This is a genomic window from Oligella sp. HMSC09E12 (assembly GCF_001808505.1).
GTDB lineage: Bacteria > Pseudomonadota > Gammaproteobacteria > Burkholderiales > Burkholderiaceae_B > Oligella > Oligella urethralis.
This window is the reverse complement of the sequence record NZ_KV793543.1, coordinates 18,629-40,934: the sequence shown is the minus strand read 5'-3', so window position 1 is coordinate 40,934 and position 22,306 is coordinate 18,629. Positions and strand designations below refer to the sequence as shown.

At 48.6% G+C, this 22,306-nt stretch carries 23 protein-coding genes; 11 read left to right on the top strand and 12 right to left on the bottom strand.

Features of this window, described 5'->3' with window-relative positions; all coding sequences use genetic code 11:
• Nucleotides 1-8: 8 nt before the first annotated feature.
• The 11 genes from hisD to HMPREF3179_RS02690 all read right to left on the bottom strand — a co-directional run bounded on the left by hisD (nt 9) and on the right by HMPREF3179_RS02690 (nt 9,253).
• On the bottom strand, nt 9-1,310 hold the full coding sequence (hisD, locus tag HMPREF3179_RS02740; RefSeq protein ID WP_070469645.1) for a histidinol dehydrogenase: 1,302 nt from the start codon (nt 1,308-1,310) through the stop codon (nt 9-11).
• Between the two features lie 2 nt (nt 1,311-1,312).
• Nucleotides 1,313-1,966 (bottom strand): ATP phosphoribosyltransferase, encoded by a 654-nt coding sequence (hisG, locus tag HMPREF3179_RS02735; RefSeq protein WP_018027122.1) that lies wholly within the window; start codon nt 1,964-1,966, stop codon nt 1,313-1,315.
• 2 nt (nt 1,967-1,968) lie between these two features.
• Nucleotides 1,969-3,228 carry a UDP-N-acetylglucosamine 1-carboxyvinyltransferase gene (gene murA / locus HMPREF3179_RS02730; protein ID WP_070469644.1) on the bottom strand — a complete coding sequence of 420 codons (1,260 nt, stop codon included), beginning with the start codon at nt 3,226-3,228 and terminating at the stop codon, nt 1,969-1,971.
• Nucleotides 3,221-3,463: a BolA family protein gene (locus HMPREF3179_RS02725; protein ID WP_036559167.1), complete on the bottom strand. Its 243-nt coding sequence runs from the start codon at nt 3,461-3,463 to the stop codon at nt 3,221-3,223. The genes murA and HMPREF3179_RS02725 overlap by 8 nt, the downstream gene beginning before the upstream one ends.
• A 20-nt stretch (nt 3,464-3,483) precedes the next feature.
• Nucleotides 3,484-4,347, bottom strand: a complete 864-nt coding sequence (locus HMPREF3179_RS02720) for an ABC transporter permease (protein ID WP_070469642.1) — start codon at nt 4,345-4,347, stop codon at nt 3,484-3,486.
• Nucleotides 4,340-5,134, bottom strand: coding sequence for an ABC transporter ATP-binding protein (locus tag HMPREF3179_RS02715; RefSeq protein ID WP_026156923.1), 795 nt, complete (start codon nt 5,132-5,134; stop codon nt 4,340-4,342). Before HMPREF3179_RS02715 ends, HMPREF3179_RS02720 begins: the two co-directional genes overlap by 8 nt.
• 150 nt (nt 5,135-5,284) lie before the next feature.
• Entirely contained in the window at nt 5,285-5,896 is a 612-nt protein-coding gene (locus HMPREF3179_RS02710) for an MlaC/ttg2D family ABC transporter substrate-binding protein (RefSeq protein ID WP_018027127.1), read from the bottom strand.
• A gap of 142 nt (nt 5,897-6,038) precedes the next feature.
• Nucleotides 6,039-7,022 (bottom strand): MlaA family lipoprotein, encoded by a 984-nt coding sequence (locus HMPREF3179_RS02705; RefSeq protein WP_246824344.1) that lies wholly within the window; start codon nt 7,020-7,022, stop codon nt 6,039-6,041.
• 39 nt (nt 7,023-7,061) lie between these two features.
• On the bottom strand, nt 7,062-7,529 hold the full coding sequence (gene mlaD / locus HMPREF3179_RS02700; RefSeq protein WP_018027129.1) for an outer membrane lipid asymmetry maintenance protein MlaD: 468 nt from the start codon (nt 7,527-7,529) through the stop codon (nt 7,062-7,064).
• Between the two features lie 15 nt (nt 7,530-7,544).
• Complete coding sequence (gene mlaE, locus HMPREF3179_RS02695; protein ID WP_018027130.1) at nt 7,545-8,318, bottom strand: lipid asymmetry maintenance ABC transporter permease subunit MlaE; 774 nt, start codon at nt 8,316-8,318, stop codon at nt 7,545-7,547.
• Between the two features lie 2 nt (nt 8,319-8,320).
• A complete protein-coding gene (locus HMPREF3179_RS02690; RefSeq protein WP_036559162.1) occupies nt 8,321-9,253 on the bottom strand; it encodes an ABC transporter ATP-binding protein in 933 nt (310 codons plus the stop codon).
• Nucleotides 9,254-9,387: 134 nt separating this feature from the next.
• Between HMPREF3179_RS02690 and dbpA the strand changes: the two genes are divergently transcribed.
• Both dbpA and rpoH read left to right on the top strand, forming a co-directional pair.
• On the top strand, nt 9,388-10,791 hold the full coding sequence (dbpA, locus tag HMPREF3179_RS02685) for an ATP-dependent RNA helicase DbpA (protein WP_070469640.1): 1,404 nt from the start codon (nt 9,388-9,390) through the stop codon (nt 10,789-10,791).
• Between the two features lie 149 nt (nt 10,792-10,940).
• Entirely contained in the window at nt 10,941-11,834 is an 894-nt protein-coding gene (gene rpoH, locus HMPREF3179_RS02680; protein ID WP_036559157.1) for an RNA polymerase sigma factor RpoH, read from the top strand.
• Nucleotides 11,835-12,085: 251 nt separating this feature from the next.
• On the opposite strand, the gene HMPREF3179_RS02675 is transcribed toward rpoH, so the two are convergent.
• Nucleotides 12,086-12,829 carry an SCO family protein gene (locus HMPREF3179_RS02675; RefSeq protein WP_070469639.1) on the bottom strand — a complete coding sequence of 248 codons (744 nt, stop codon included), beginning with the start codon at nt 12,827-12,829 and terminating at the stop codon, nt 12,086-12,088.
• A gap of 38 nt (nt 12,830-12,867) precedes the next feature.
• Between HMPREF3179_RS02675 and HMPREF3179_RS02670 the strand changes: the two genes are divergently transcribed.
• The 9 genes from HMPREF3179_RS02670 to HMPREF3179_RS02630 are packed head-to-tail and all read left to right on the top strand — an operon-like array spanning nt 12,868 to nt 22,256.
• Nucleotides 12,868-13,683: an NUDIX hydrolase gene (locus HMPREF3179_RS02670; RefSeq protein WP_018027135.1), complete on the top strand. Its 816-nt coding sequence runs from the start codon at nt 12,868-12,870 to the stop codon at nt 13,681-13,683.
• Nucleotides 13,684-13,719: 36 nt separating this feature from the next.
• Nucleotides 13,720-14,559: a PhaM family polyhydroxyalkanoate granule multifunctional regulatory protein gene (locus tag HMPREF3179_RS02665; protein WP_070469638.1), complete on the top strand. Its 840-nt coding sequence runs from the start codon at nt 13,720-13,722 to the stop codon at nt 14,557-14,559.
• Between the two features lie 43 nt (nt 14,560-14,602).
• Nucleotides 14,603-15,979, top strand: a complete 1,377-nt coding sequence (glmU, locus tag HMPREF3179_RS02660; RefSeq protein ID WP_070469637.1) for a bifunctional UDP-N-acetylglucosamine diphosphorylase/glucosamine-1-phosphate N-acetyltransferase GlmU — start codon at nt 14,603-14,605, stop codon at nt 15,977-15,979.
• 6 nt (nt 15,980-15,985) lie between these two features.
• On the top strand, nt 15,986-17,413 hold the full coding sequence (locus HMPREF3179_RS02655; RefSeq protein WP_018027138.1) for an MFS transporter: 1,428 nt from the start codon (nt 15,986-15,988) through the stop codon (nt 17,411-17,413).
• Between the two features lie 4 nt (nt 17,414-17,417).
• On the top strand, nt 17,418-18,239 hold the full coding sequence (locus HMPREF3179_RS02650; protein ID WP_070469636.1) for a glycosyltransferase family 2 protein: 822 nt from the start codon (nt 17,418-17,420) through the stop codon (nt 18,237-18,239).
• Nucleotides 18,220-19,350, top strand: a complete 1,131-nt coding sequence (locus tag HMPREF3179_RS02645; protein WP_018027140.1) for a glycosyltransferase — start codon at nt 18,220-18,222, stop codon at nt 19,348-19,350. The genes HMPREF3179_RS02650 and HMPREF3179_RS02645 overlap by 20 nt, the downstream gene beginning before the upstream one ends.
• Before the next feature lie 6 nt (nt 19,351-19,356).
• Nucleotides 19,357-19,905 (top strand): methylated-DNA--[protein]-cysteine S-methyltransferase, encoded by a 549-nt coding sequence (locus HMPREF3179_RS02640; RefSeq protein WP_070469634.1) that lies wholly within the window; start codon nt 19,357-19,359, stop codon nt 19,903-19,905.
• Complete coding sequence (locus tag HMPREF3179_RS02635; RefSeq protein WP_070469631.1) at nt 19,902-21,359, top strand: anti-phage deoxyguanosine triphosphatase; 1,458 nt, start codon at nt 19,902-19,904, stop codon at nt 21,357-21,359. Before HMPREF3179_RS02640 ends, HMPREF3179_RS02635 begins: the two co-directional genes overlap by 4 nt.
• Before the next feature lie 12 nt (nt 21,360-21,371).
• Nucleotides 21,372-22,256 (top strand): polysaccharide deacetylase family protein, encoded by an 885-nt coding sequence (locus HMPREF3179_RS02630; protein ID WP_070469629.1) that lies wholly within the window; start codon nt 21,372-21,374, stop codon nt 22,254-22,256.
• The last annotated feature ends 50 nt before the right edge of the window (nt 22,257-22,306 follow it).

Sequence of the window (22,306 nt, the reverse complement as noted above, 5' to 3'; positions counted from 1 at the left end):
ATAATAAATTAATTCTTATAGCGGTATTCGGCACTACGGGCATGCGCCTGTAGACCCTCACCATACGCTAAACTACTTGCAATCGGCCCTAGCGTCGCAGCCCCTGCTTGCGACACCCTAATAAGGCTAGAGCGCTTTTGGAAATCATACACGCCCAACGGCGATGAAAAACGAGCCGTACGTGAGGTGGGTAAGACATGATTAGGACCTGCACAATAGTCGCCTAAGGCTTCAGAGCTATAGGGTCCGATAAAGATCGCACCGGCATGGCGAATTTTATCGACCAAGGGCTGCGCATCTGCGACCGAAATCTCCAAATGCTCCGCAGCGACATAGTTAGCGATCTCACAGGCCTCATCTAAGTCTTTTACTAATATCAAGGCACCACGATTGGCTAAACTTGTCGCAATAATCTCACGCCGCGACATGTTGGGCAACTGACGTTGGATCGAAGCCTCCACCTCGTCTAAATAGGCGGCATCAGGGCATAATAAAATGGCTTGTGCCAATTCATCATGCTCAGCTTGCGAAAAGAGATCCATGGCAATCCAGTCAGCTGGCGTTTTACCATCACAAATAATTAAAATCTCACTGGGACCGGCAATCATATCGATACCGACCACACCAAAAACTCGACGCTTTGCCTCAGCCACGTAGGCATTACCCGGGCCGACAATTTTATCGACCTGTGCAATCGTCTCAGTACCATAAGCTAAGGCAGCCACCGCTTGCGCACCACCAATGCTGAGCACGCGATCGACACCGGCCACCGCCGCTGCGGCTAGCACCAAAGGATTATGCTCACCACCCGGAGTCGGGGTCACCATCACCACTTCCTGCACCCCGGCCACCTTGGCTGGCACCGCATTCATCAAAACCGAAGAAGGATAAGCGGCCTTACCGCCAGGCACATAGAGCCCGACCCGATCCATGGGGCTGATTTTAACCCCTAGCACCGTACCATCCGCCTCCTCGTAATGCCAGCCCTCGCTTTTTTGATGCTCATGATAGCGACGAATACGCTCAGCGGCTTTCATCAAGGCCTGACGCTGCTCCTCAGGCAGACCCTCTAATGCGGCCTGACATTGCGCCTGAGAAATCTCCAACTCAGCCATGCTCTCGGCCTGTACGCCATCAAATTTGCGGCTATACTCAAGCACGGCCGCATCACCACGCGCCCGCACATCCGCTATAATTTCGCTGACCACCTGCTCAATTTGAGCGTCTTGCGTCTCGTCATAGGCTAATAACTGAGCTAACTGCTCGCCAAATCCTACACTACTAGCATCTAATCGATTAATTACTGACATAACTATTCCAAGGCAGCCTTTTCAAATGCATCAAGAAAGGGCTGCAAACTTTTACTACGGGTTTTTAAGGCCGCTTGATTCACAATCAAACGTGATGAAACCGGCATCACATCTTCCACATCAATTAAATTATTCGCTCGCAGGGTACCACCCGTGGAAACCACATCCACAATGGCGTCAGCCAAGCCAGTCAAAGGCGCCAGTTCCATGGAGCCATATAACTTGATTATATCAACGTGTACGCCCTTTTTAGCGAAGTGCTCGCGCGTGATATTGACATACTTGGTGGCGACCCTTAGACGACTCCCTTGGCGCACCGCCTTTTCATAATCAAAATCCTGGCGCACCGCCACCGCCAAACGACATTTCGCAATATTTAAATCAATCGGCTGATATAGACCACCCGCATGATCCTGACTATATTCATACAGCACGTCCAAACCGGCCACACCAAAATCCGCCGCACCGAACTGCACATAGGTTGGCACATCAGAAGCGCGCACAATCAAAATCTGCAAATTCGGATCGCTAGTGGCTAAAATCAATTTGCGCGAGGTACTCGGGTTTTCTGCCACCTCAATCCCAACACTGGCCAATAATGGCAAGGTGTCATCAAAAATACGTCCTTTGGAAAGGGCAAGCGTCAGCTTATCCATGCTTAATCTATCCTTTGAATTGTTGCGCCAACGGCGCTCAGCTTTTGTTCCATATTGACATAGCCGCGATCGAGGTGATAGATACGATCGACAATTGTCTCGCCCTCTGCGACTAAACCAGCAATCACCAAACTAGCCGAAGCCCGTAGATCGGTTGCCATCACCATGGCTCCGGATAGGTGCTCAACACCGTTAACCACGGCGGTGGGACCATCAAGCAAAATATCCGCATTTAAGCGCAGCAGCTCAGAAACATGCATAAAGCGATTTTCGAAGATATTTTCTACAATCACAGCAGTCCCCTCGGCAACACAATTCATTGCCATCATTTGCGCCTGCATATCCGTAGGAAATCCTGGATGCTCGGCGGTACGAAAACTGACAGCTTTAGGCCGTTGCTTCATGGTTGCATGAATCGTATCCGCCCCAATCTCAAGCGCAAGCCCCGCTTCGCTCAGCTTATCCAGCGTGGCACCCATGGTGTCGGGATTCACATTGCGCAACAACAGCTCACCCCCGGTCGCCGCCACCGCGCATAAGAATGTCCCGGCCTCAATACGATCCGAGATAATGGCATAGTCGGTGCCATGGAGCTGCTCAACCCCTTCGATCACGATTCTATCCGTGCCGTGGCCACTGATTTTCGCCCCCATGGCAATCAGGATATTGGCCAAATCAACCACTTCCGGTTCCCGTGCGGCATTTTCTAAAATCGTGGTACCTTTTGCCAATACAGCGCTCATTAAAAACTGCTCAGTACCACCAACCGTCACCATATCAGTACGAATTGAGCCGCCAACCAAGCCTGTCGCACCAGCCTCGCCATAAACATAGCCATGCTCCACTTCTAATTGAGCGCCCAACTCCTTGAGCCCCTTAAGGTGTTGATCCACAGGGCGTGAACCGATGGCGCAACCACCAGGCAAGCTGACCTTAGCACGCCCAATCCGTGCTAGCAACGGCCCTAGCACAAGAATTGAGGCACGCATGGTGCTAACCAATTCATACGGCGCCTCATGCGATGTGACTTCAAGCGTCTGCAACTTCAGTACATCCTCGGCCAACCACTCCGCCACCACACCGAGCTGCTGCAATACCGCAATCATCGTTTCCACATCTTTGAGACGCGGAATATTACGTAAAATAACCGGCTCTGCGGTTAATAAGGTTGTACATAAAATAGGCAAGGCGGCGTTTTTAGCGCCAGAGATCATCACCTCACCGTGCAAAGGCTGACCGCCGATAATTCTTAATTTAGCCATGTTGAGAAAACTCTGCCGGGGTTAAGGTCTTCATTGAAAGCGCATGAATTTCCTCCTTCATGCGATCACCCAAGGCGGCATAAACTAACTGATGACGCTGAATCAAGCGCTTGCCCTCAAAGGCTTTGCTAACAATGACCGCTTCAAAATGCGAGCCATCACCGACCACATGCACATGCTCACAGGCTAAATTACTCTCGATATACGTTTTAATCTGCTCTGGTGTAGGTAACATCTTGATTAACCCTTTAAAAATTAATTTCTTAGCTTATAACCACTGACAATTAAACGCAAAGCGATCAGTGAAACAATCACAAAAAACACACTAACCACCGCCAAACTTAACCAGGGGGAGGTGTCTGCCACCCCAAAGAAGCCATAGCGCATGCCGTCAATCATATAAAAGATCGGATTCCAATGGGATACGGCTTGCCAAAACGGCGGTAATGAGTGAATTGAATAAAACACACCCGACAAAAAACTCGCCGGCATAATTAAAAAGTTTTGGAATAAGGCTAATTGGTCAAACTTCTCCGACCATATTCCCGCAATTAATCCCAAGGTAGACATAATACCGCACGCTAATACAGCAAAGACTAAAACCCACAGTATATTGTAAGGTAGCACCACCCTAAAAATCAGCGCAAAAAACCACAAGCTCAATCCCACCATCAAACCACGGATAACCCCACCCAGCACATAAGCACCATACAGCTCATAGGCAGATAACGGTGGCAATAAAATAAACACCAGATTACCGGTGATCCGACTTTGCACGAGCGACGATGAGGCATTAGCAAATGCATTTTGCTGCATACTCATCATAATTAATCCCGGAATCAAAAATGATACATAGTCAATGCTAATATCCGAGCCTGCGTAGCTTTGTACCCGTCCTTGCAAGACATGGGAAAAAACCAGTAAATAAAGCACAGAGGTTAACACCGGCGCCAGGATGGTTTGTAGAGCCACACGCCAGAAGCGCATCACCTCTTTGGCTAAGAGCGTAGGAAATCCAGAACGATAGTCTTTATGCTGGCGCAGTCGTTGATAGGCACTACTTCCTAACGCGCTGTTCTCTACGGTCGACGACACTTGACGATCACTAGTCCTAGTCATGAGACACCTCCAGCGAGGAATCATACATAGCGCGAGAAAATGCGGCCTCAAGATTCGCACCACCATAATGCGCCATAATCGCTTCTGTTGTATCTAAGGCGATTAAATTACCACGTTTTAAAAAGGCCAAGCGATGGCACATGGACTCGGCCTCTTCGAGATAATGCGTCGTTAAAAGTACAGTATGACCCTTTTTATTTAGTCTTGAAATAAAATCCCAAAGCCCACGTCGTAAATCCACATCCACGCCAGCGGTAGGTTCATCCAAAATAATCACCGGCGGACAGTGTACCAAGGCTTGCGCAACTAAAACACGCCGCTTCATACCACCTGATAGGGCGCGCATATTTGCCTCGGCCTTATCGCTTAAGCCTAAATTAGCAAGCACCTCATCAATCCAGTCGTCATTATGGCGAATACCAAAATAGCCAGACTGCAAACGTAAGGTCTCACGCACGGTAAAAAAGGGGTCATATACCAGCTCTTGTGGCACCACGCCCAAGGCTCGGCGTGCCTGTCTATATTGTTCCTGCACGTCAAAGCCCATCACCTTGGCGGTTCCAGCACTGGCTCGCACCAAACCCGACAGCACCGAAATCAGGGTAGTTTTACCGGCGCCATTAGGACCCAACAAACCAAAAAACTCCCCCTCTTTTACCTCAAAGGACACATCATTGAGCGCCTGAAAGCCGCCAGCCTCCACATCACGCCCCATGAGACGGCGCCACATTGAGCTTTCCTTAGGGTATATCTTGGAGACATGCTCAAATTGAATTGCAATAGACATAGATTTATTAACGTTAAGATTCTTATAAAGCAAGAAGTGAGACTAAGCTATTTTAGCCTAATCTCACTTTTAATCAGTTGACAATCCTTAAGCCTAACTCAAGGATGTCTGAACGACGGTAGCTACCCTAAACGCTTAGCACAGCAATCACTAGCGTTGTAGACTCTTAATCAAGCCATCGATACCATTGCGACTGATTTCACCTGCAAACTGGTTACGGTAATTTTGAATCAACCAAATGCCCTCGATATTCATATCATAAACTTTCCACGAGCTACCGGCTTTTTCCAAACGGTAATCAACCGCTACCGGGGTATTACTCACACCAGTTAAGGTGGTACGCACGACCACATCGGCGGCATTAGGATCACCACGGAATGGCAACACATTCAACTTGGTACTATCAGTCACGTCCTTTAAGGCACCACTATAGGTACGCACTAAGGTATTTTTAAAGCCCTCAACCAAAGCCGCTTTTTGCTGCTCTGTGGCTTGACGCCAAGGTTGACCGGTGGCTAAGCGGGTGGTTTTTTCCATATTGACATAAGGCACAATGTACTTATCCACCAAGCGATTGGTCGCCCCTACGTCACCGCTACGCGCAGCTTGGTCTTGTAATAAAGCGCTTAAGGCTTGATTAGCGACTTTCTCAACAAAGGCGTTAGGACTTTCAGCTCGGGCCTGAGCGCTAGCAAAAACACCTAAACTGATCAATGCTGCTAAAGCACCACGATTGACGACCTTTCCGGCTGTTAATTTCATAAAACTCTCCATAATCATTTGAGCTATCCATTGATTGGACTCGATTTTTTACAAGAGTGATAGCTCTGTCAGGCTAATGTACAGCATTTAAGGCTGTACATTATTTAGTCTTTGTGTAGATATGTAACCCAATCGCTAACTACTAAGCCTCTGGATCCTCATACTGTGGCAAGTCAGCGCTAGTATCTGGCGTTGATGCTGTCGCTGTTGCATCAGCCTCAGGATCCTCGTACTGAGGTAGAGCGGAGGCACTCGCAGCCGTATCAGCGCCGTCCGGGTCATCATAGCTTGGCAAGCCATCATAGCCTAAATCATCCGTGGTTGGACGAGACTGATCCATGGTCGGCTGCATAAACATATCCTCACCCGGACCATAACGATGATCGTCCTCCTTAGTCCATGCGGGTACCTTCGTGCCATCGGTGATTTCAGGAGCCATTTTTTGAGCCACCAGGGCGCGACGATTCTGCAAATAGGCATCACGCACAAAACTGTACTTATCAATGGCAATACTATCTGCCAATTCATCCGCATCTAATAAACTAGCACGGCTATCAATCACACCAAGTCCCACAGCAGGATTACGCAGCCTAACATTATCAATACTCCATGGGGATAAATAAGCCTCGGTTTTTGCTAAAGAATCCACTGCCAAACCAGCCGTATCGCGGAAATTGCTTGGACCAAAGCCAGGCAATACCACATAATCCCCTTCACCTACACCCCAAACCGCCAAGGTGGTACCGAAATCATTGCGAATTTTATGTGCGCCGTTCATTGAGGCAACATCAATACAGCCCCCTAAGCCCACGGTACTATTAAAAAGTACGCGCCCAAAGGTGTTAACCGCATCCAAGCCGCGTCCCTGTAACATACTGTTGAAACCGGACCAAACATCGCCCAAGTTACCAAAAATATTACTGACACAAGTTCTGACTGGATTCGGCACCAACACCTCGTAGGTACGCGCCACCGGTTTAAGAACAGCACCATCCAAGGCCTCATTTACCTCAAACATAGTGCGGTTATAGCTCTCAAAAGGATCATTTGGATCCGGTTGGGGCACAGACACGCATGCCGATAAAGCAAGCCCTAAAGCGCCTACCGTTAGTAGTTTTTTAGTCATCGCGAGCATCATATTCTCAATCAAAATTATTGTTAGTATTTATTCGGCCGAACCCTGTTTATCAGCCGTGGAGAACAAGAACTTACTAATTAAATCCTCAATCACCACTGCACTTTGAGTGTAAGTAATCACCCCACCCTGTGCTAAATTCTCATCATCGGCTCCGGGCGTTAAGTCAATATACTGCTCACCGATAAGGCCTTGGGTCTTAATCGAAGCGGAAGTATCCGTCGGAAACTGATACTGCTTTTCTATATCCATTTCAACAATCGCACGAAACATTTGATTATCAAAGGCGATATTTTTAACGCGACCTACCACCACACCGTTGCTCTTGACTGCCGAGCGCTTTTTGAGCGAGCCGATATTATCAAAATGGGCACTGACAGTGTAGTTAGGCTGCATACTAAAGGTGCTGAGATTACCGGCACGTAAGGCTAAAAACACCAATGCCAACACGCCTAACAGCACAAAAATGCCAACCACAAACTCAATACGTTTATTCATTTCTAAACCTTTGCTTTAAAACATCACGGCGGTCAATAAGAAATCTAGACCCAAAACCGTTAAAGAACTGATAACCACGGTACGTGTTGTGGCTTGCGAAACGCCCTCGGGCGTGGCTCTACACGTCCAACCTTGATGTAGGGCAATCAACATACACGCCACCCCGAACGCCATGCTTTTTACCACGCCATTTAGCACATCATCAAACACATCAACGCCTGCTTGCATTTGAGACCAGAAAGCGCCGTCATCAACACCTAGCGACACCACGCCAACAAACCAACCGCCCATCACGCCGACCGCTGAGAAAATAGCCGCCAAAATCGGCATTGCGATCACACCACCCCAGAAGCGCGGCACTAATACTCGCTCAACCGGATTAATCCCCATCACATCAATGGCATCCAACTGCTCACCGGCCTTCATCAAACCGATTTCGGCCGTAATCGAGGTGCCCGCACGCCCGGCAAACAATAAGGCCGTCACCACTGGACCAAGTTCACGCAACAAAGATAAGGCAACCATCAAACCCAAGGCCTGCTCAGAACCGAACATCGAGAGAATACTGTAGCCTTGGAAACCCAACACGAAGCCCACAAACAGACCGGATACCGCAATAATCAGTAAGGAATAGACCCCAATAAACAGAATCTGCTCAACCAATAGTCGCGGCCGCTTAAAAATCAAGGCTGAACGCAACACAATCTGCACTAGCAGAATAAAGATATTACCCAGGTGACCAATACCATTAATCACATAGCCACCAATTGATGCAATCCATGAATACATAACTATCGCCCCCTGCGCTTAGACTTCGCTTGGCGAGCAATTTGCAGCTGCTTTTCTGCAAACCAACTTTCATAATCAGGCGTCGTCGGGTACTCAAAGCGTGTGCTACCCTCGGGCGACAGACCATGAATAAAGTTTTGTACCCGCTGATCCGACATGGCACGAATCTGTGCTGGTGTACCCTCCGCAATAATGCCACCTTGATGAAGCATATACACATAATCCACGATGCGGAAAGACTCCTCAATATCATGGGTAATTAAGAGACCAGCGGTGCCTAATTGCTTAGTAATGCCGCGTAGCATATCCGCCGTTTGATTCATGGAAACAGGATCTAGACCCGCGAAAGGCTCGTCATACAGCAATAACTCTGGCTCCATCACAATGGCGCGAGCCAAGGCAATACGTCTTGCCATGCCCCCAGACACCTCGGAAATATTTAAATGAGCCGCAGTCTTAAGACCCACCGCAGCGAGCTTATCCAGCACGCGCTCCACAATCTGCGATTCATCCAGCGTGGTTAATTCACGTAAAGGATAAGCCACATTTTCAAAGGTATTTAGATCCGTAAACAGCGCGCCCTGCTGAAACAGCACACCCATATTTTTACGTAATAGGCTCAGCTCCTTGGGGCTGATCGCATTCAGCACCTGGCCAAAGAGCCTAACCTCCCCGGCCTTGGCACGAATCTGCCCGGTCACGCCACGCATAATGGTTGACTTACCGGAGCCGGAGCCGCCGATTAAGGCGATTAACTGCCCCTTGTGAATCGAAAGATTCACCCCGCTGAGAATAATACGCTTACCATAACCCAAACTGACATCGTTAAACTCAACGACTTTTTCAGAGGATAAATAATCGGCTGCTTTGGTTGCGGCGCCTGCATGACTTAGCGTAGCGTCTGTAGGTGAACCGTCAGAGCTTTGAATTGACATTAACTAGCTTTATAAACTATTAGGTAGATCAATTGATTTTAAATAATCAAATTTTTTCTTGCAATAACTATAACATCAATTACGCCATCTCGTTACAATAGCAACATCACTTATCATCATTTACTGCTTAGGCAATGATCAAAAACGACAATTCCGCACTCGCTTCCACCTCTTCCTTTAACAGCCTCAATTTATCGGAGGCGCAATTAGCCAATCTACAACAACTGGGTTATGAGCAAATGACAGCGATCCAAGCGCTAACCTTACCACTTGCCTTAAGCGCTCAGGATTTGATTGTGCAGGCACATACCGGCAGTGGCAAAACCCTGGTCTTTGCCTTAGCCATACTACAAACACTGGATTTGAGCCGTATAGAGGCACAGGCCTTAGTGCTTTGCCCTACGCGTGAGCTGGCCACACAAGTGGCAGAGGTGATTCGTAAGGTAGGTAGAAGCCACCCCTCATTAAAAGTCAGCCTTATCTGCGGTGGCGCTTCGATTAGCCGTCAACAAGCATCCTTAGCTCAAGGCACCCATATCATTGTGGGGACACCGGGACGGATTGAGGACCTTATCAATCGTGGCGCCTTGCCATTAGGCAGTGTAAAAACGCTGGTCTTCGATGAGGCTGACAAAATGATGGATATGGGCTTTTATGAAAGTCTCAGTACAATTAGCAATGCCTGCCCTTTAAAGCGCCAGACCTTAATGTTTTCTGCGACATACAGCCCGGCGTTATTGGAGCGCACTGAGGGCTTTTTAATCAATCCACACATGATTCAGGCCATAGATGAGCCAAAGCCTGAGATCCAGCAGGAATTTTATTTAGTCAACGCCAATGAGCGAGGCCAAGCGCTTATCAGCTTACTTAATCACCATCTCCCGCTGGCCACACTAGCCTTTTGTAATACCCGTGATGAGTGTGAGCTATTGCAACGCCAATTACAACGCGCCGGTATTATCAGCCATGTACTGCACGGACAAATGGAGCAACGTGAGCGCGAGGATGTATTAATCCAGTTTGCCAATCACAGCTGCAGCGTGTTGGTCGCCACCGATGTTGCAGCGCGCGGCTTGGATATCCATGCCTTAGATTTAGTGGTTAACGCACATATCTCACCGAATGCCGACACCCATCTGCACCGCATTGGACGCACCGGCCGTCAGGGCGCAACAGGGCACGCCATTACCTTCGTCACTGAGGACGAACTTTTCCGTAAAAAAAGAATCGAAGAAGTCAGCGCACAACGCTTTGATTTACTCGCTGCGCCCCCGGCGTGGCAGGGTCGACAACACTTAAAAGCGCCGATGCAAACCATCACAATCCGTGGGGGTAAAAAAGACAAATTACGTGCCGGTGATATCCTAGGATCACTGACTAAAACGCTTGGAGTAGCGGCGGAGCAAGTCGGCAAAATCACGATTCATGACTTTGTTAGCTTTGTGGCGATCGCACGGGATATTGCCCCGCAAGTAGCACAACGCTGGCAACAAACAACCATCAAGGGCAAGCGTCGCAAAATCAGCTTACTCCCTTGATAACTTACATAAATTAACACCTTACACAGCAAGCAATCAGGGAACTAAAGACTATCTTTGCAGTCAAATTAGCACTCAGACCGATAGAGTGCTAAAATAGCATACAGCGTACTTTATCGGCGCCTATCTATTAAAGGACATATATTACTATGACAAATCAAGCACTTGCTTTACATAATCGCGCATTAGCCACCCTTGGCTCGGGTGCTATTGGCAGTATTGAGTCATATATCAGTAGTGTGAATCAGATTCCTATGTTGACGCCCGAAGAGGAGCGAGAGTATGCGGAGCGTCTACAGTACCAAGATGATATACAGGCAGCCCAAGCCTTAGTGTTATCACATTTACGTTTAGTGGTGTCAATTGCACGCCAGTACTTAGGCTATGGCCTACCGCATGCCGATCTTATCCAAGAGGGTAATATCGGCCTAATGAAGGCGGTTAAGCGCTTTGACGTTAATCGTGGTGTACGTTTAGTCTCTTTTGCCGTGCATTGGATTAAGGCAGAAATTCACGAGTACGTGATCCGTAACTGGCGCATGGTACGCATTGCGACCACCAAGGCGCAGCGTAAGCTATTCTTTAATCTTCGCAGCCTACGCTTAGACAGTTCTACCCTGGCGCCCGAGGAGATTCAAGGCATTGCTGACAAGCTCAATGTCAAACCTGACGAAGTGGTTGAGATGGAGATCCGCTTAAGCGGTCGGGATATGTCATTGGATCCAGGCCCTAGCTCACGTGCCGATGAGGATGAGTTTACCCCTATCGATTATCTATCCGATGAGGGTGAAAGTAGTCCTTATGAGATCATCGCTAGACGCGAACATGAGGAATTGCAGACGCATGGTCTTGCGGCTGCTTTGGAGTCCCTGGACCCACGTTCACGTCGCATCGTGGAAGCGCGTTGGTTACAGGACGACGGTGGTTTAACACTACATCAACTAGCCGATGAGTTCGGCGTATCCGCTGAGCGTATTCGCCAGATTGAAGCCGCTGCAATGAAGAAAATGCGTAGCTTCCTTGGTGAAGATGCAATGAACTAATCCACACAGCGCAAGCTCACCATTAGTTACATTTTAGGGGTGAGTTTTTGGAACTAACAGGAGATTCTCTGGACTAACACCTGTGAGCAATGGAAACGTAGTTATTACCCCGCTCATCATTCGTCCATTTTTCTCCTCTTTCCCTTCCCCTTAAGGACGAATGTTTAGACACTTCCGGCCCCCTTGCCGGAGGTGTTTTTTTTTGCGCTGATATTGTTAACCCCCTTTGAATCAATCAAAGCCTTACTCCCTCACTCAAGGAGAAGCTTTTTCAAATCAGCAGCCATCTTGTCTGGTGGCGTGCCCTCGCTAAATAAAAGCACGGATTCTGCGGCTTTATCCAACACAAACACATAGGCACTATGCTCCATCGTATAAAAACCCGCTGGTCCTGGCACCTGATGATAAAACACATTAAAGGATTTGGCGATTTGTTGTAATTGTTGAGGCTCGGCAATTAAGGCCTTAAAGCTGGGATCAAAATGCGATAAATACTCTCTTAAGCGCTGAGGCGTATCACGCGCCGGATCCACCGTCACAAAGAAAAACTGCACCGCTTCTGCCTCTGTCGGCGCTAATAAGTTAAGTGCCTGTTGGATCTGCACCAGGGTGTTAGGACATACATCCGGACAATGGGTAAAGCCAAAATAAACGAGCGAGAGTTTACCCTTGAAGTCGTCAAATCTAAAATCATTCCCACGTTCATCACGAGCCTCTAGACCGCGACCAAAATGACTGCCCCGAATACTACTGCCATTAAAATCGCTATGAGTCAAATTAAACAGATGCTGCCATTGTGCCGCAACCGGCCTCATCGCCAGTAAGGAAAAGGCGACGCTTAGACTAATAAGCAAGGGTAAAAAATAAGCCACAAAACGCATCCTAGCTGCCTCCGATTGTTGATTGAAACGACGCCAAGCGCTTGAGATATGCTTCGTCACACCCGGACACAGTTCAAACACTAAGGCTTGATATATACTTGGAGATAATGTCATTATTTTAATATCCTAGTATACAGAGGAAGAGTAAGTCATTGAAGCTTGAAAAAATGCAAGCGCTCTATCAGCAGTTAAGCCAGCAGGTTCAAGAGGTGCCCGTGAGCGGCTCAAGACCCTTGATTATTGCCGGTAAAATTGCCGGTTTTATCCATCCCGCCGCCATTAGTGCATTACAAACTAAGCACTACCTTAAGCAGGATGCGTTGGCGGTTTATCTGGCTGAAGCAGGTATTACTCGGAGCGAGTTAAATGCGCTCTTAGTTGATGTAGCCTATTGTTTACGTGATGCAGGCTTAACCAGAGCTTGGCGCAATGAATTGCTAAATGTATACGCCGAGGGCTCCGTGATTGCACAGATTGAGCGTGCTGCCATGCGCCCCCTTGGCCTCTTAACCATGGCGATTCATTTAAATGGCTGGACCCCTGAGGGAGATATTTATCTGCAATTACGCGCTGCCAGTAAGGCCTTCGATCCTAATCGCTGGGATACCTTAGTCGGTGGTTTATTAAATGCCGAAGACAGCCCACCCGAGGGCTTAATCCGTGAATCACAGGAAGAAGCCGGGCTCGCCACCACTCATCTCAAGCAACGCACACCGATTCGTACGATTTTGCGGATGCGTCGACGCCTTCCCGAGGGCTATCAATTAGAAGATATTTTAGTCAGTGATTGCATTATTCCGCCTGACGCGACCCTTGAAAATCAGGATGGTGAAGTAGAGCGCATTGAGACCTTTAGACCGAGCGAAGTGATACAAATGATTGAGGATAAAGACATCACCATTGAAGCCGCCATTGTTCTTTTAGATAGCTTGATTAACCAGCATATTCGTCATTTAATGCAGCAATAATCCACCCAACAAAAGCCGTAGCCTAAGGAGAAAGAGATGAGCAAAGAACCTTTTAACTTTAACTTCCCCTTTGTTAATATGATGCCTGAGGAGATGGGCGATCCGAATTTGCTTTTCAATAGCATGAAGATGATGAGTCAATCCTGGCAGAAATTTGCCAATCTCGCTCCCCAAGCGACCAGCATGGCACTCGATCCTAATGAGCTCGATAAGCGCATTGAGGAACTAAAAGCGGTGGAGTCTTGGCTCAAATTAAATCTGTCCATGCTCTCTAGTAGCATTCACAGCTTAGAAATACAAAAGGCCAATCTGCAAAACTTCAACAGTTTTATGGGCATGATGAGCGAGCCGCTAAGAGCTTCGCAAGCCGCCACAACAACACCAGCATCCGGGGACAGCGCTTCCTCCCCTGCTCCTGAACAGCCACCGACTGAAGCGAACAAACAGAGCTCACAGCATGCCGCTACCGGTGCCGACGAGCAGCAACCAGATGCCCAAAGCGATACGCTTGAATCAAGCATTGCCAATACTGGCGCGCTGATGCAAGAGCAGGCCCTAAACTGGTTTAATCTTCTAGGCGATCAATTTAAAAATATCGTTGCTTCAGTGGCTGCCGCTACCCCGGCGGACGTTGTCGAAAAAGCCGAGGCTGAGAGCAAAGCACAGCCCGCTGCCAGCAAAAAAACGGCAACCAAAAAGGCGGCGAGCAAAAAGACAGCAACAAAAAAGGCGCTAACTAAGAAAACAGCGACTAAAAAAGCAAGCAAAACCCCTGCTAAAACTGCCGCTCAGCGCAATACGCCCAGCGCCACAAAAAAAGCCACAAAACGTGCGGCTAGCAAGCAGGCGAGCGCAAAAACATCAAGCAACGAGTAAACTACTTTACTAACCCATTTTTTAACTATAAACAATTTAGACCATGAAACTAACTATCGTAATTTTGGCTGCCGGTATGGGTAAGCGTATGCAATCTGATTTACCGAAGGTACTCCATAAGTTAGCCGGTAAGCCCATGTTGGCCCATGTGATTGAAAGCGCAAAGCAATTAAAGCCGGCGCAGATTGCCGTAGTCGTCGGTCATGGTGCCGACACGGTAAAAGCCGCCTTTGATAAACAAAAAGATTTAGCTTTTGCCTTGCAGCAGCCCCAACAAGGAACAGCGCATGCGGTACAACAGGCTGAGCCACTTTTTGTGGGCGATGCGGAGAGCGATAAAACCTTAATTCTTTATGGTGATGTGCCCTTGGTGCAGGCAGAGACCTTAAGCCGCTTGATTGAGGCCGCTGGCGATGGGGTTGCGGTATTAACCGAGTTTTTAGACGATCCTAGCGGTTATGGTCGTATTATTCGTGATGCCCAAGGCAATGTCAGCCGTATCGTGGAGCATAAGGACGCTAGCGAAGAGGAATTACAGACTAAGGAAGTCAATACTGGTATTCTTTGTGCGCCGACCAAGCAATTAAAAACATGGCTTAGCAAAATCGATAATAACAATGCCCAAGGTGAATACTATCTTACTGATGTGATCGGCTTAGCGGTTAGTGATGGTGTGACCGTCAGCGCGGCGCAGCCGGCAGCCTCATGGGAAACACTGGGGGTGAATAGCCGTATCCAACAGGTTGAATTAGAACGTGCTTGGCAAGAAGAACAGGCACGCCGCCTATTGGCGCAGGGCGTCACCTTAGCAGACAACAAACGCATTGATATTCGCGGCACCTTAAGCTGCGGTCGTGATGTGTTTATTGATGTAGGTTGTGTATTTGAAGGCGAGGTTGAACTAGCAGATGGCGTACATATCGGTCCATACTGTATTTTAAAAAATGTCAAAGTCGCCAAGGAGGCTAAGATTGAGGCCTATAGCCACCTTGAGCAAGCTGACTTGGCGGAGCAATGCAAGGTCGGTCCATATGCACGCTTACGTCCAGGCGCGCAACTAGGTAAGGGCAGCCAAGTGGGTAACTTTGTTGAAATTAAAAACACAGAATTAGGCGCCTTTAGTAAAGCAAGCCATCTGAGCTACTTAGGTGATGCCGTGATCGGTCAGCGTGTTAATATCGGCGCCGGCACCATCACATGTAATTACGACGGTGCCAATAAATTTACCACCGTCATCGGTGATGATGCCTTTATTGGTTCTGACACCCAGCTCATTGCCCCAGTCACCGTGGGCGAGGGCGCCACTATCGGTGCTGGCACCTCGCTACGCCAAGACGCACCAGCAAATCAATTAACCTTGACGCAAAGCAGACAAATTAATGTCCCCCATTGGCAACGTCCGGTTAAGAAGAAGCATTAATCACCTATGCCTAAACTCAACGCTAAGCCCAGCAGCATCAGCCAACCACAACGACAGTCGCCTGCACTCAAGCCGGCCCAAGGCAGTGCAGGCCTGCCGAAGCCACGACGCTATTGGGCGGTAGCCGCGATCCTGTTAGCCATCACCATCAGTGTGATGGACGCCAGTATTGCCAACCTGGCCTTGCCGACAATTTCCAAAGAGCTCGGCATTCCCCCTCACCTCACGGTGTGGATTGTGAACGCCTATTTAGTCACCTTAATCGCCACCACCATACCGCTATCGGCCGTGGGCGAACGCATCGGCTTTATCCGGATGTTTCGCTGCGGCATCCTCATTTTTATGTGCGGCAGCACACTCTGTGCCTTAGCCACAAACCTCCCCATGCTGGTAACTGGACGCGTGGTCAATGGTTTGGGCGGTGCTGTGATGATGAGTATTTTCGGCGCCATGATGCGCCATATTTATCCACCCCGAGAAATTGCTAATGGCATCAGTTTAAACGCCATGATGGTTGGGGTATCGGCCATTTTAAGTCCAGCGCTGGGGGCCTTTATCATCTCCATTGCATCATGGCATTGGATTTTTATCTTCCCCATCCCCATTTGCTTGATTTCATTGATATTTTCACACTATCTACCAAGGGTAGATGCGCTTAACAAGCCCTATGATTTTCACAGTGCACTATTAAATATCATCACCTTTGCCTGCTTTATCACTGGCTTAAATCTGCTCACTAATCAAACCCTAATTAGCATGGCGCTACTCAGTATTGCGACCATCAGCGGCACCCTTTTATGGCGACGTTCGCAGCGACAAGCCGCCCCGCTTTTCCCGGTAGATTTGCTAAAAATTCCTACCTTTAAATATGCTGTAATCGTCTCAGCCTTAAGCTTTGGCACGGCCTCCTCCGCCATGCTGTCACTGCCTTTTTTCTATGAAAATATCATTGGCCTACCCACCAAAACCGTGGGGCTACTCTTTATGGCGTGGCCTATAGGCTCTACCCTGATGGCACGTCCATCAGCCCGACTCTCGGCCATCTACCCGGCTTCTATCCTTGCTGCCATTGGCTCCTGCATCATGCTCGCTAGCCTGCTGCTGCTAACATTCATCCCCCATAGCGCTTGGTTAGGCTGGTATGCCCTTTGCATGTTCTGTTGCGGTTTAGGCTTTGGCTTTATTCAAACGCCAAATAATAAAACCATTTTATTATCCACCCCACTGAATCGCAGTGGCGCCACTGGTGCCATGCAATCCGGGGCACGTATGTTTGGTCAAAGTACGGGCGCCGCCTTGGTTGCGGTATCATTTCATTTATCGGCCGAGCGGGGCGTGTTTTTGGCGCTGAGCATCAGCGTACTATCCATTGCCATCGCATCCTTAATTAATTTAATACGGTTTTTTCGCGGTCAAGACATAGAGATTCTTTAAAGAGATGGTTTCAACTCCTACACCTACAGAAACAGCACCAGCCAAAGCCAGCTTAGCCGTGGCCTTGATTGTAAAAAATGAAGCACGCTTACTAGCACAATGCCTAGAAAGCATTGCCCACTTGGCTGATGAAATCGTGATTTTAGACTCCGGCAGCACAGATGAGACGGAGACTATTGCACGTCGCTATACCGATAAATTTTATGTTAACGCCGACTGGCCCGGCTTCGGTCCGCAAAGACAGCTTGCGCAACGCTATGTCAGCGCTGACTGGGTGCTATGGCTGGACGCAGACGAAGTGGTGAGCGAGGAGCTAGCCGAGAGCATTCGTCAAGCCATCGCCGAGGATAATCGACAAACTATTTACAAAATCAGTCGCTTAAACTGGGCCTTTGGTCAATTTATACGTCACGGCAGCTGGAATCCAGACTATGTGGCTCGCCTCTATCCCACCGCCTTAACCAACTACAATGACAATCTACTCCATGAAAGCGTGATCATCCCCAAAGGTATCAAAGTCACCGCACTCAAGGGACGACTGCTTCACTACACGTACAATACCTTAGCGGAGCATCTACAAAAATCCCTGAAATACGCAGAAATATGGGCAGAGCAACGCGCCCTTGCTGGTAAAACATCAAGCATTACTAAAGCCATCTTTAAAGCCTTTGGTCGCTTTGCCAGAGACTATCTGCTAAAACTTGGCTTTCTGGATGGTCTTGCCGGCTTGATGATTGTGATTGTCACCATGCAAGGCACCTTTAACCGATATGCACTCTTGCACTATAAATCCAAAGAAAAAAACAATGAACATCCTACAGATTAATATGGAAAAGGGTTGGCGCGGTGGTGAGAGCCAAACCCTGTTGTGCATGGAGCAATTTAGACAGGCCGGTCATGAGGTTGAGCTATTAGCACGACGCCACAGCGAGTTGGCGCAACGTGCAAGCGCTAAAGGCTTTAAAGTACATACGCAAAAAAGCGCAGCGCTGGCTGCACTCTTTTTTTTATTAGGCCGTGCCGCTAAATACGATATCATCCATTGCCAAACAGCCAATAGCCTCACTTGGCCTGCCCTCTTTAAAGGCCTATTTAAAGCGAAGTTAGTTTATACGCGACGCACCGCCTTTCCGATTAAAGCGCATAAAGAAAAGTCCACTCGCCTAAAATGGCGTAACACAGATTTATTTGTCGCTAACACCCAAGCTGGCATGGCTGAAGCCTTGCGCATCAAAGCGCTGGCTGCAGAAGCAGTGCAAACCATCGCGGAGTTTAAGCCGCAAGCGCATGGTAAAGGTCCTACAGCTATCGTGATTCCCAGCGCCACGATACCACAGAGCTATGATGACGCACGTTTTAACGACATTATCGAGCAACACCATTTGCAGGGTAAAAAAATCATTGCCGTGATTGCGGCCTTAACAGAAGAAAAAGAGCCTTTGCTAGAAATTGAGGCAATTCATCAGTTATTTCAACGCCGACAAGATATTGCTGTGCTTCATTTCGGCACCGGCAAGCTACTCCCAAGCTGCCAACAAAAAGTGCAGGCCTTAGGTTTAGCGCCGAACTATGTGTTTATGGGCTTTCAACATCAAGTCGAACAACTGTTTCAGGGCTTCGATTGCTATTTACTCACCAGTCGTCATGAGGGCGCTAATAACGGCATTATCAATGCCTTTTTTAATGAGGTAGCTGTTGTTTCCACCGCCTGTGGTGGACCGAACGAACTGATCGGTCAACATAATGAGCGCGGTTACCTCTGCCCCGTTGGCGACGCCAAAGCACTGGCTGAGGCACTTTATTTAGCCCTTGATCAAAGCCCTGAAACCGCCGCACGCATCCAGGCTGCCAAAGACTATGCACTACAAAATCACACGGTCGAAACAATGGCTAAGCACTACTTAACGGCCTTTAAGGCATTACTTGGGAGGTCTTAAGCTAGCATGACTCAACTTCACCCCCTAGTCATTCACTACAGCACCACCCAGAGCGATATCGGCGTGATTTTGCTGGCCACCCTCAAGCAGCAGATCTATAGTGTGATCCTTGACGATAGCGAAGAAGCATGTCTAGCGGCCTTAACAATACAAACAGCCAAGGATTTTCCTAGGGCCAAACTGCAAGCGACCTCCCCACACCCCACTCTCACCCTGATTAGCAACTTTATCGCTGCACCTAGTCATCAGCGCTATCAGTCATTACAGCGCATAGATTTATACTGCCAGGGCACAGATTTTCAGCAGCGAGTCTGGCAAGCCTTAAACCGTATTCCGCTAGGACAAACCGTGTCTTACGCCACCTTAGCTCAACAACTAGGCTGCCCCAAGGCCGTGCGTGCGGTGGCACAGGCGTGTGCGGCGAATCGGCATGCTATCATCATTCCATGCCACCGTGTTTTACGTAGTGACGGTAGCATCTCAGGTTATCGCTGGGGCGTTGCTCGTAAACAGCAGTTACTCGCCCTTGAAGCCACCACTAAGGAAGCAACATGAGTACTACCAAAGACTCGTTTAAGAACAGCGCCGTTTGGGAGCAACGCTTTAACACCCAGGACTCTGCCAACCGCTCCGAGAGAGAGGTTAGAACGCCTTGGGAGCGAGATTATGCACGGCTAATCCACTCTTCAGCCTTTAGACGCATGCAGTCTAAAACACAGGTACTCGGCCTAGGTGAAAGTGATTTTTATCGCACCCGTCTCACCCATTCATTGGAAGTAGCACAAATCGGTGTCGGCATTGTGCGCTGGCTTGAACAAAAACTCGAACGTAAAGAGTTTCTCGTGAGTGAGGTGGAGCAACACCATAGCAGTCAATTAAAACAGCTACTCCCTGATTATGAATTGATGAATGTGATTTGCCTGGCCCACGATCTTGGTCACCCACCCTTTGGTCATGGCGGTGAGGTGGCCTTAAATATCTGCATGCGTGACTATGGTGGCTTTGAGGGCAATGGCCAAAGCCTACGTATCCTCTCCCGCCTGGATAAATACACCAAAGCCAATGGCATGAATCCGACCCGTCGGCTACTATTAGGCATACTGAAATACCCACTACCCTATAGCGAACTGTGTGTGCCTGAGGCCTATGGCCCTCTTGCCACACCAGTTTGGCAAAGCAAAGCCAAAGAGCAACTACCGCCTAAATGCTACTTAGATAGTGAAAAAGAGATTGTAGACTGGATTTTAGAACCACTCACGGCGCTCGAGAAAGAAGCCTTTACCGCAACCAAAGCCCGCTCAGACACAGATAGCACGCCCAAGCACCGTAAAACCCGCTTTAAATCCTTTGATACCTCGATTATGGAATTGGCGGATGATATCTCCTATGGTTTGCATGATTTAGAGGATGCGATTTCCCTAGGTTTAATCAGTCAACAGCATTGGCAGCAGCATTTTAAAACGCATCTGCACTTATTCGAGGCCCTATGCAGCGGCAGCAACCAAGGCAAAAGCCCTCAACAAATGGCCAAGGAAGTAGAGGCTCAGCTATTTTCCGAGCAAAGCTACGAGCGTAAACGACAAATTGGACGCTTGGTGCATCACTGCATTACCAGTATCTTTATTGACTCCAGCGGTATTGAGCATGCCACTCAGCCATTAATTAGGTATAACGCCTATCTCGGCGCTGAGCAAAGCGAGTTACTGGCGCATATTACGACACTGGTCTTTGACAAAGTCATTCGTAGCGCCAATGTACAACAATTGGAATTTAAGGGTCAAAAAATCGTGATTGAGATCTTCCAAACCCTCAAGGCCGACCCGCTGCGCTTACTCCCGGACGGCACCCGCGAACGCTATCGTCAAGCGCTAACTCAGCACCCTCAGGATACTGCGCTACATATGCGCATCATTTGTGATTTTGTGGCCGGCATGACGGATGAGTATGCCGCACGCTTTTATGAACGCATTTACCACCCGCATGAGGGCTCGGTATTTGATCGGATGTAGGGTTTAAAGAACATGAGCTTAACTCGCAAACAAGCAACGAGCGTACCGGTGCTGATGTATCACCACGTGACCCCAAGTGGCGGTTCACTTAGCTGTAGCGTGAAAAACTTTGAATCGCAAATGCGCTTTTTAGCCAAGCATGGCTACACCAGCCTCCGGGGCGAGCAGTTTGCTGCTTTTTTAGAGGGCAAGGCCGTACCTAAACGCTCCGTGCTTCTCACCTTTGATGATGGCTATTTGAATAATTATCAATATGCGCACCCCATTCTTCAACGCTACGGCATGCATGCCATGCTATTTTTAATTACGCAATATATACACGATGGACCACTACGCCCGACCATGCTCAATGGCGCCGATCAAGCGTATAGCCCAGGGCACTATGAATGTAAAAAGCTGATCGCTGAGGGTAGAGCCAATGAGGTGATGCTACGTTGGGAAGAGGTGCGCGCCATGCAAGCGGCGGATAGCTTTGAGTTTCACAGTCATACCCACACGCACAATCGTTGGGATCTAGCCGCCGACAACGCGAATAAAAACCGTCATATTCGTGAGGATCTACTGCAATCACAACACGAGTTCCAAACCCATCTGGGCGCCGTCAGCGATCATCTATGCTGGCCACAAGGCTACTTTGATAAAGACTATGTTGCTATTGCCAAGGCATTAGGCTTTAACTATCTCTATACCACCGACGCCTACGGCATGAATCAGGCACATGGTGCAGCTGACCATATTTATCGAATTGCCGTCCGTAATCGCCCAGGGCTATGGCTGGGGCAACGCTTATGGTTAGCAAGCCATCCGCGACTAGGACCGCTATATAATCAAGCAAAACTAGAGAAAAAACAGCGTCGTGAGCAAAAACGCTTAGCCCGCCAGGGTGAGGCTTCTTAAGTCGATCACTAGACTTGAGGCAAGTAAGCAAAAGGCCACCCGCAATGGGT

What these genes read in the sequence shown, in the direction of transcription:
- hisD (WP_070469645.1), bottom strand. Translation starts at nt 1,310, where the DNA reads ATGTCAGTAATTAATCGATTAGATGCTAGTAGTGTAGGATTTGGCGAG.
- hisG (WP_018027122.1), bottom strand. Translation starts at nt 1,966, where the DNA reads ATGGATAAGCTGACGCTTGCCCTTTCCAAAGGACGTATTTTTGATGAC.
- murA (WP_070469644.1), bottom strand. Translation starts at nt 3,228, where the DNA reads ATGGCTAAATTAAGAATTATCGGCGGTCAGCCTTTGCACGGTGAGGTG.
- HMPREF3179_RS02725 (WP_036559167.1), bottom strand. Translation starts at nt 3,463, where the DNA reads ATGTTACCTACACCAGAGCAGATTAAAACGTATATCGAGAGTAATTTA.
- HMPREF3179_RS02720 (WP_070469642.1), bottom strand. Translation starts at nt 4,347, where the DNA reads ATGACTAGGACTAGTGATCGTCAAGTGTCGTCGACCGTAGAGAACAGC.
- HMPREF3179_RS02715 (WP_026156923.1), bottom strand. Translation starts at nt 5,134, where the DNA reads ATGTCTATTGCAATTCAATTTGAGCATGTCTCCAAGATATACCCTAAG.
- HMPREF3179_RS02710 (WP_018027127.1), bottom strand. Translation starts at nt 5,896, where the DNA reads ATGAAATTAACAGCCGGAAAGGTCGTCAATCGTGGTGCTTTAGCAGCA.
- HMPREF3179_RS02705 (WP_246824344.1), bottom strand. Translation starts at nt 7,022, where the DNA reads ATGACTAAAAAACTACTAACGGTAGGCGCTTTAGGGCTTGCTTTATCG.
- mlaD (WP_018027129.1), bottom strand. Translation starts at nt 7,529, where the DNA reads ATGAATAAACGTATTGAGTTTGTGGTTGGCATTTTTGTGCTGTTAGGC.
- mlaE (WP_018027130.1), bottom strand. Translation starts at nt 8,318, where the DNA reads ATGTATTCATGGATTGCATCAATTGGTGGCTATGTGATTAATGGTATT.
- HMPREF3179_RS02690 (WP_036559162.1), bottom strand. Translation starts at nt 9,253, where the DNA reads ATGTCAATTCAAAGCTCTGACGGTTCACCTACAGACGCTACGCTAAGT.
- dbpA (WP_070469640.1), top strand. Translation starts at nt 9,388, where the DNA reads ATGATCAAAAACGACAATTCCGCACTCGCTTCCACCTCTTCCTTTAAC.
- rpoH (WP_036559157.1), top strand. Translation starts at nt 10,941, where the DNA reads ATGACAAATCAAGCACTTGCTTTACATAATCGCGCATTAGCCACCCTT.
- HMPREF3179_RS02675 (WP_070469639.1), bottom strand. Translation starts at nt 12,829, where the DNA reads ATGACATTATCTCCAAGTATATATCAAGCCTTAGTGTTTGAACTGTGT.
- HMPREF3179_RS02665 (WP_070469638.1), top strand. Translation starts at nt 13,720, where the DNA reads ATGAGCAAAGAACCTTTTAACTTTAACTTCCCCTTTGTTAATATGATG.
- glmU (WP_070469637.1), top strand. Translation starts at nt 14,603, where the DNA reads ATGAAACTAACTATCGTAATTTTGGCTGCCGGTATGGGTAAGCGTATG.
- HMPREF3179_RS02655 (WP_018027138.1), top strand. Translation starts at nt 15,986, where the DNA reads ATGCCTAAACTCAACGCTAAGCCCAGCAGCATCAGCCAACCACAACGA.
- HMPREF3179_RS02650 (WP_070469636.1), top strand. Translation starts at nt 17,418, where the DNA reads ATGGTTTCAACTCCTACACCTACAGAAACAGCACCAGCCAAAGCCAGC.
- HMPREF3179_RS02645 (WP_018027140.1), top strand. Translation starts at nt 18,220, where the DNA reads ATGAACATCCTACAGATTAATATGGAAAAGGGTTGGCGCGGTGGTGAG.
- HMPREF3179_RS02640 (WP_070469634.1), top strand. Translation starts at nt 19,357, where the DNA reads ATGACTCAACTTCACCCCCTAGTCATTCACTACAGCACCACCCAGAGC.
- HMPREF3179_RS02635 (WP_070469631.1), top strand. Translation starts at nt 19,902, where the DNA reads ATGAGTACTACCAAAGACTCGTTTAAGAACAGCGCCGTTTGGGAGCAA.
- HMPREF3179_RS02630 (WP_070469629.1), top strand. Translation starts at nt 21,372, where the DNA reads ATGAGCTTAACTCGCAAACAAGCAACGAGCGTACCGGTGCTGATGTAT.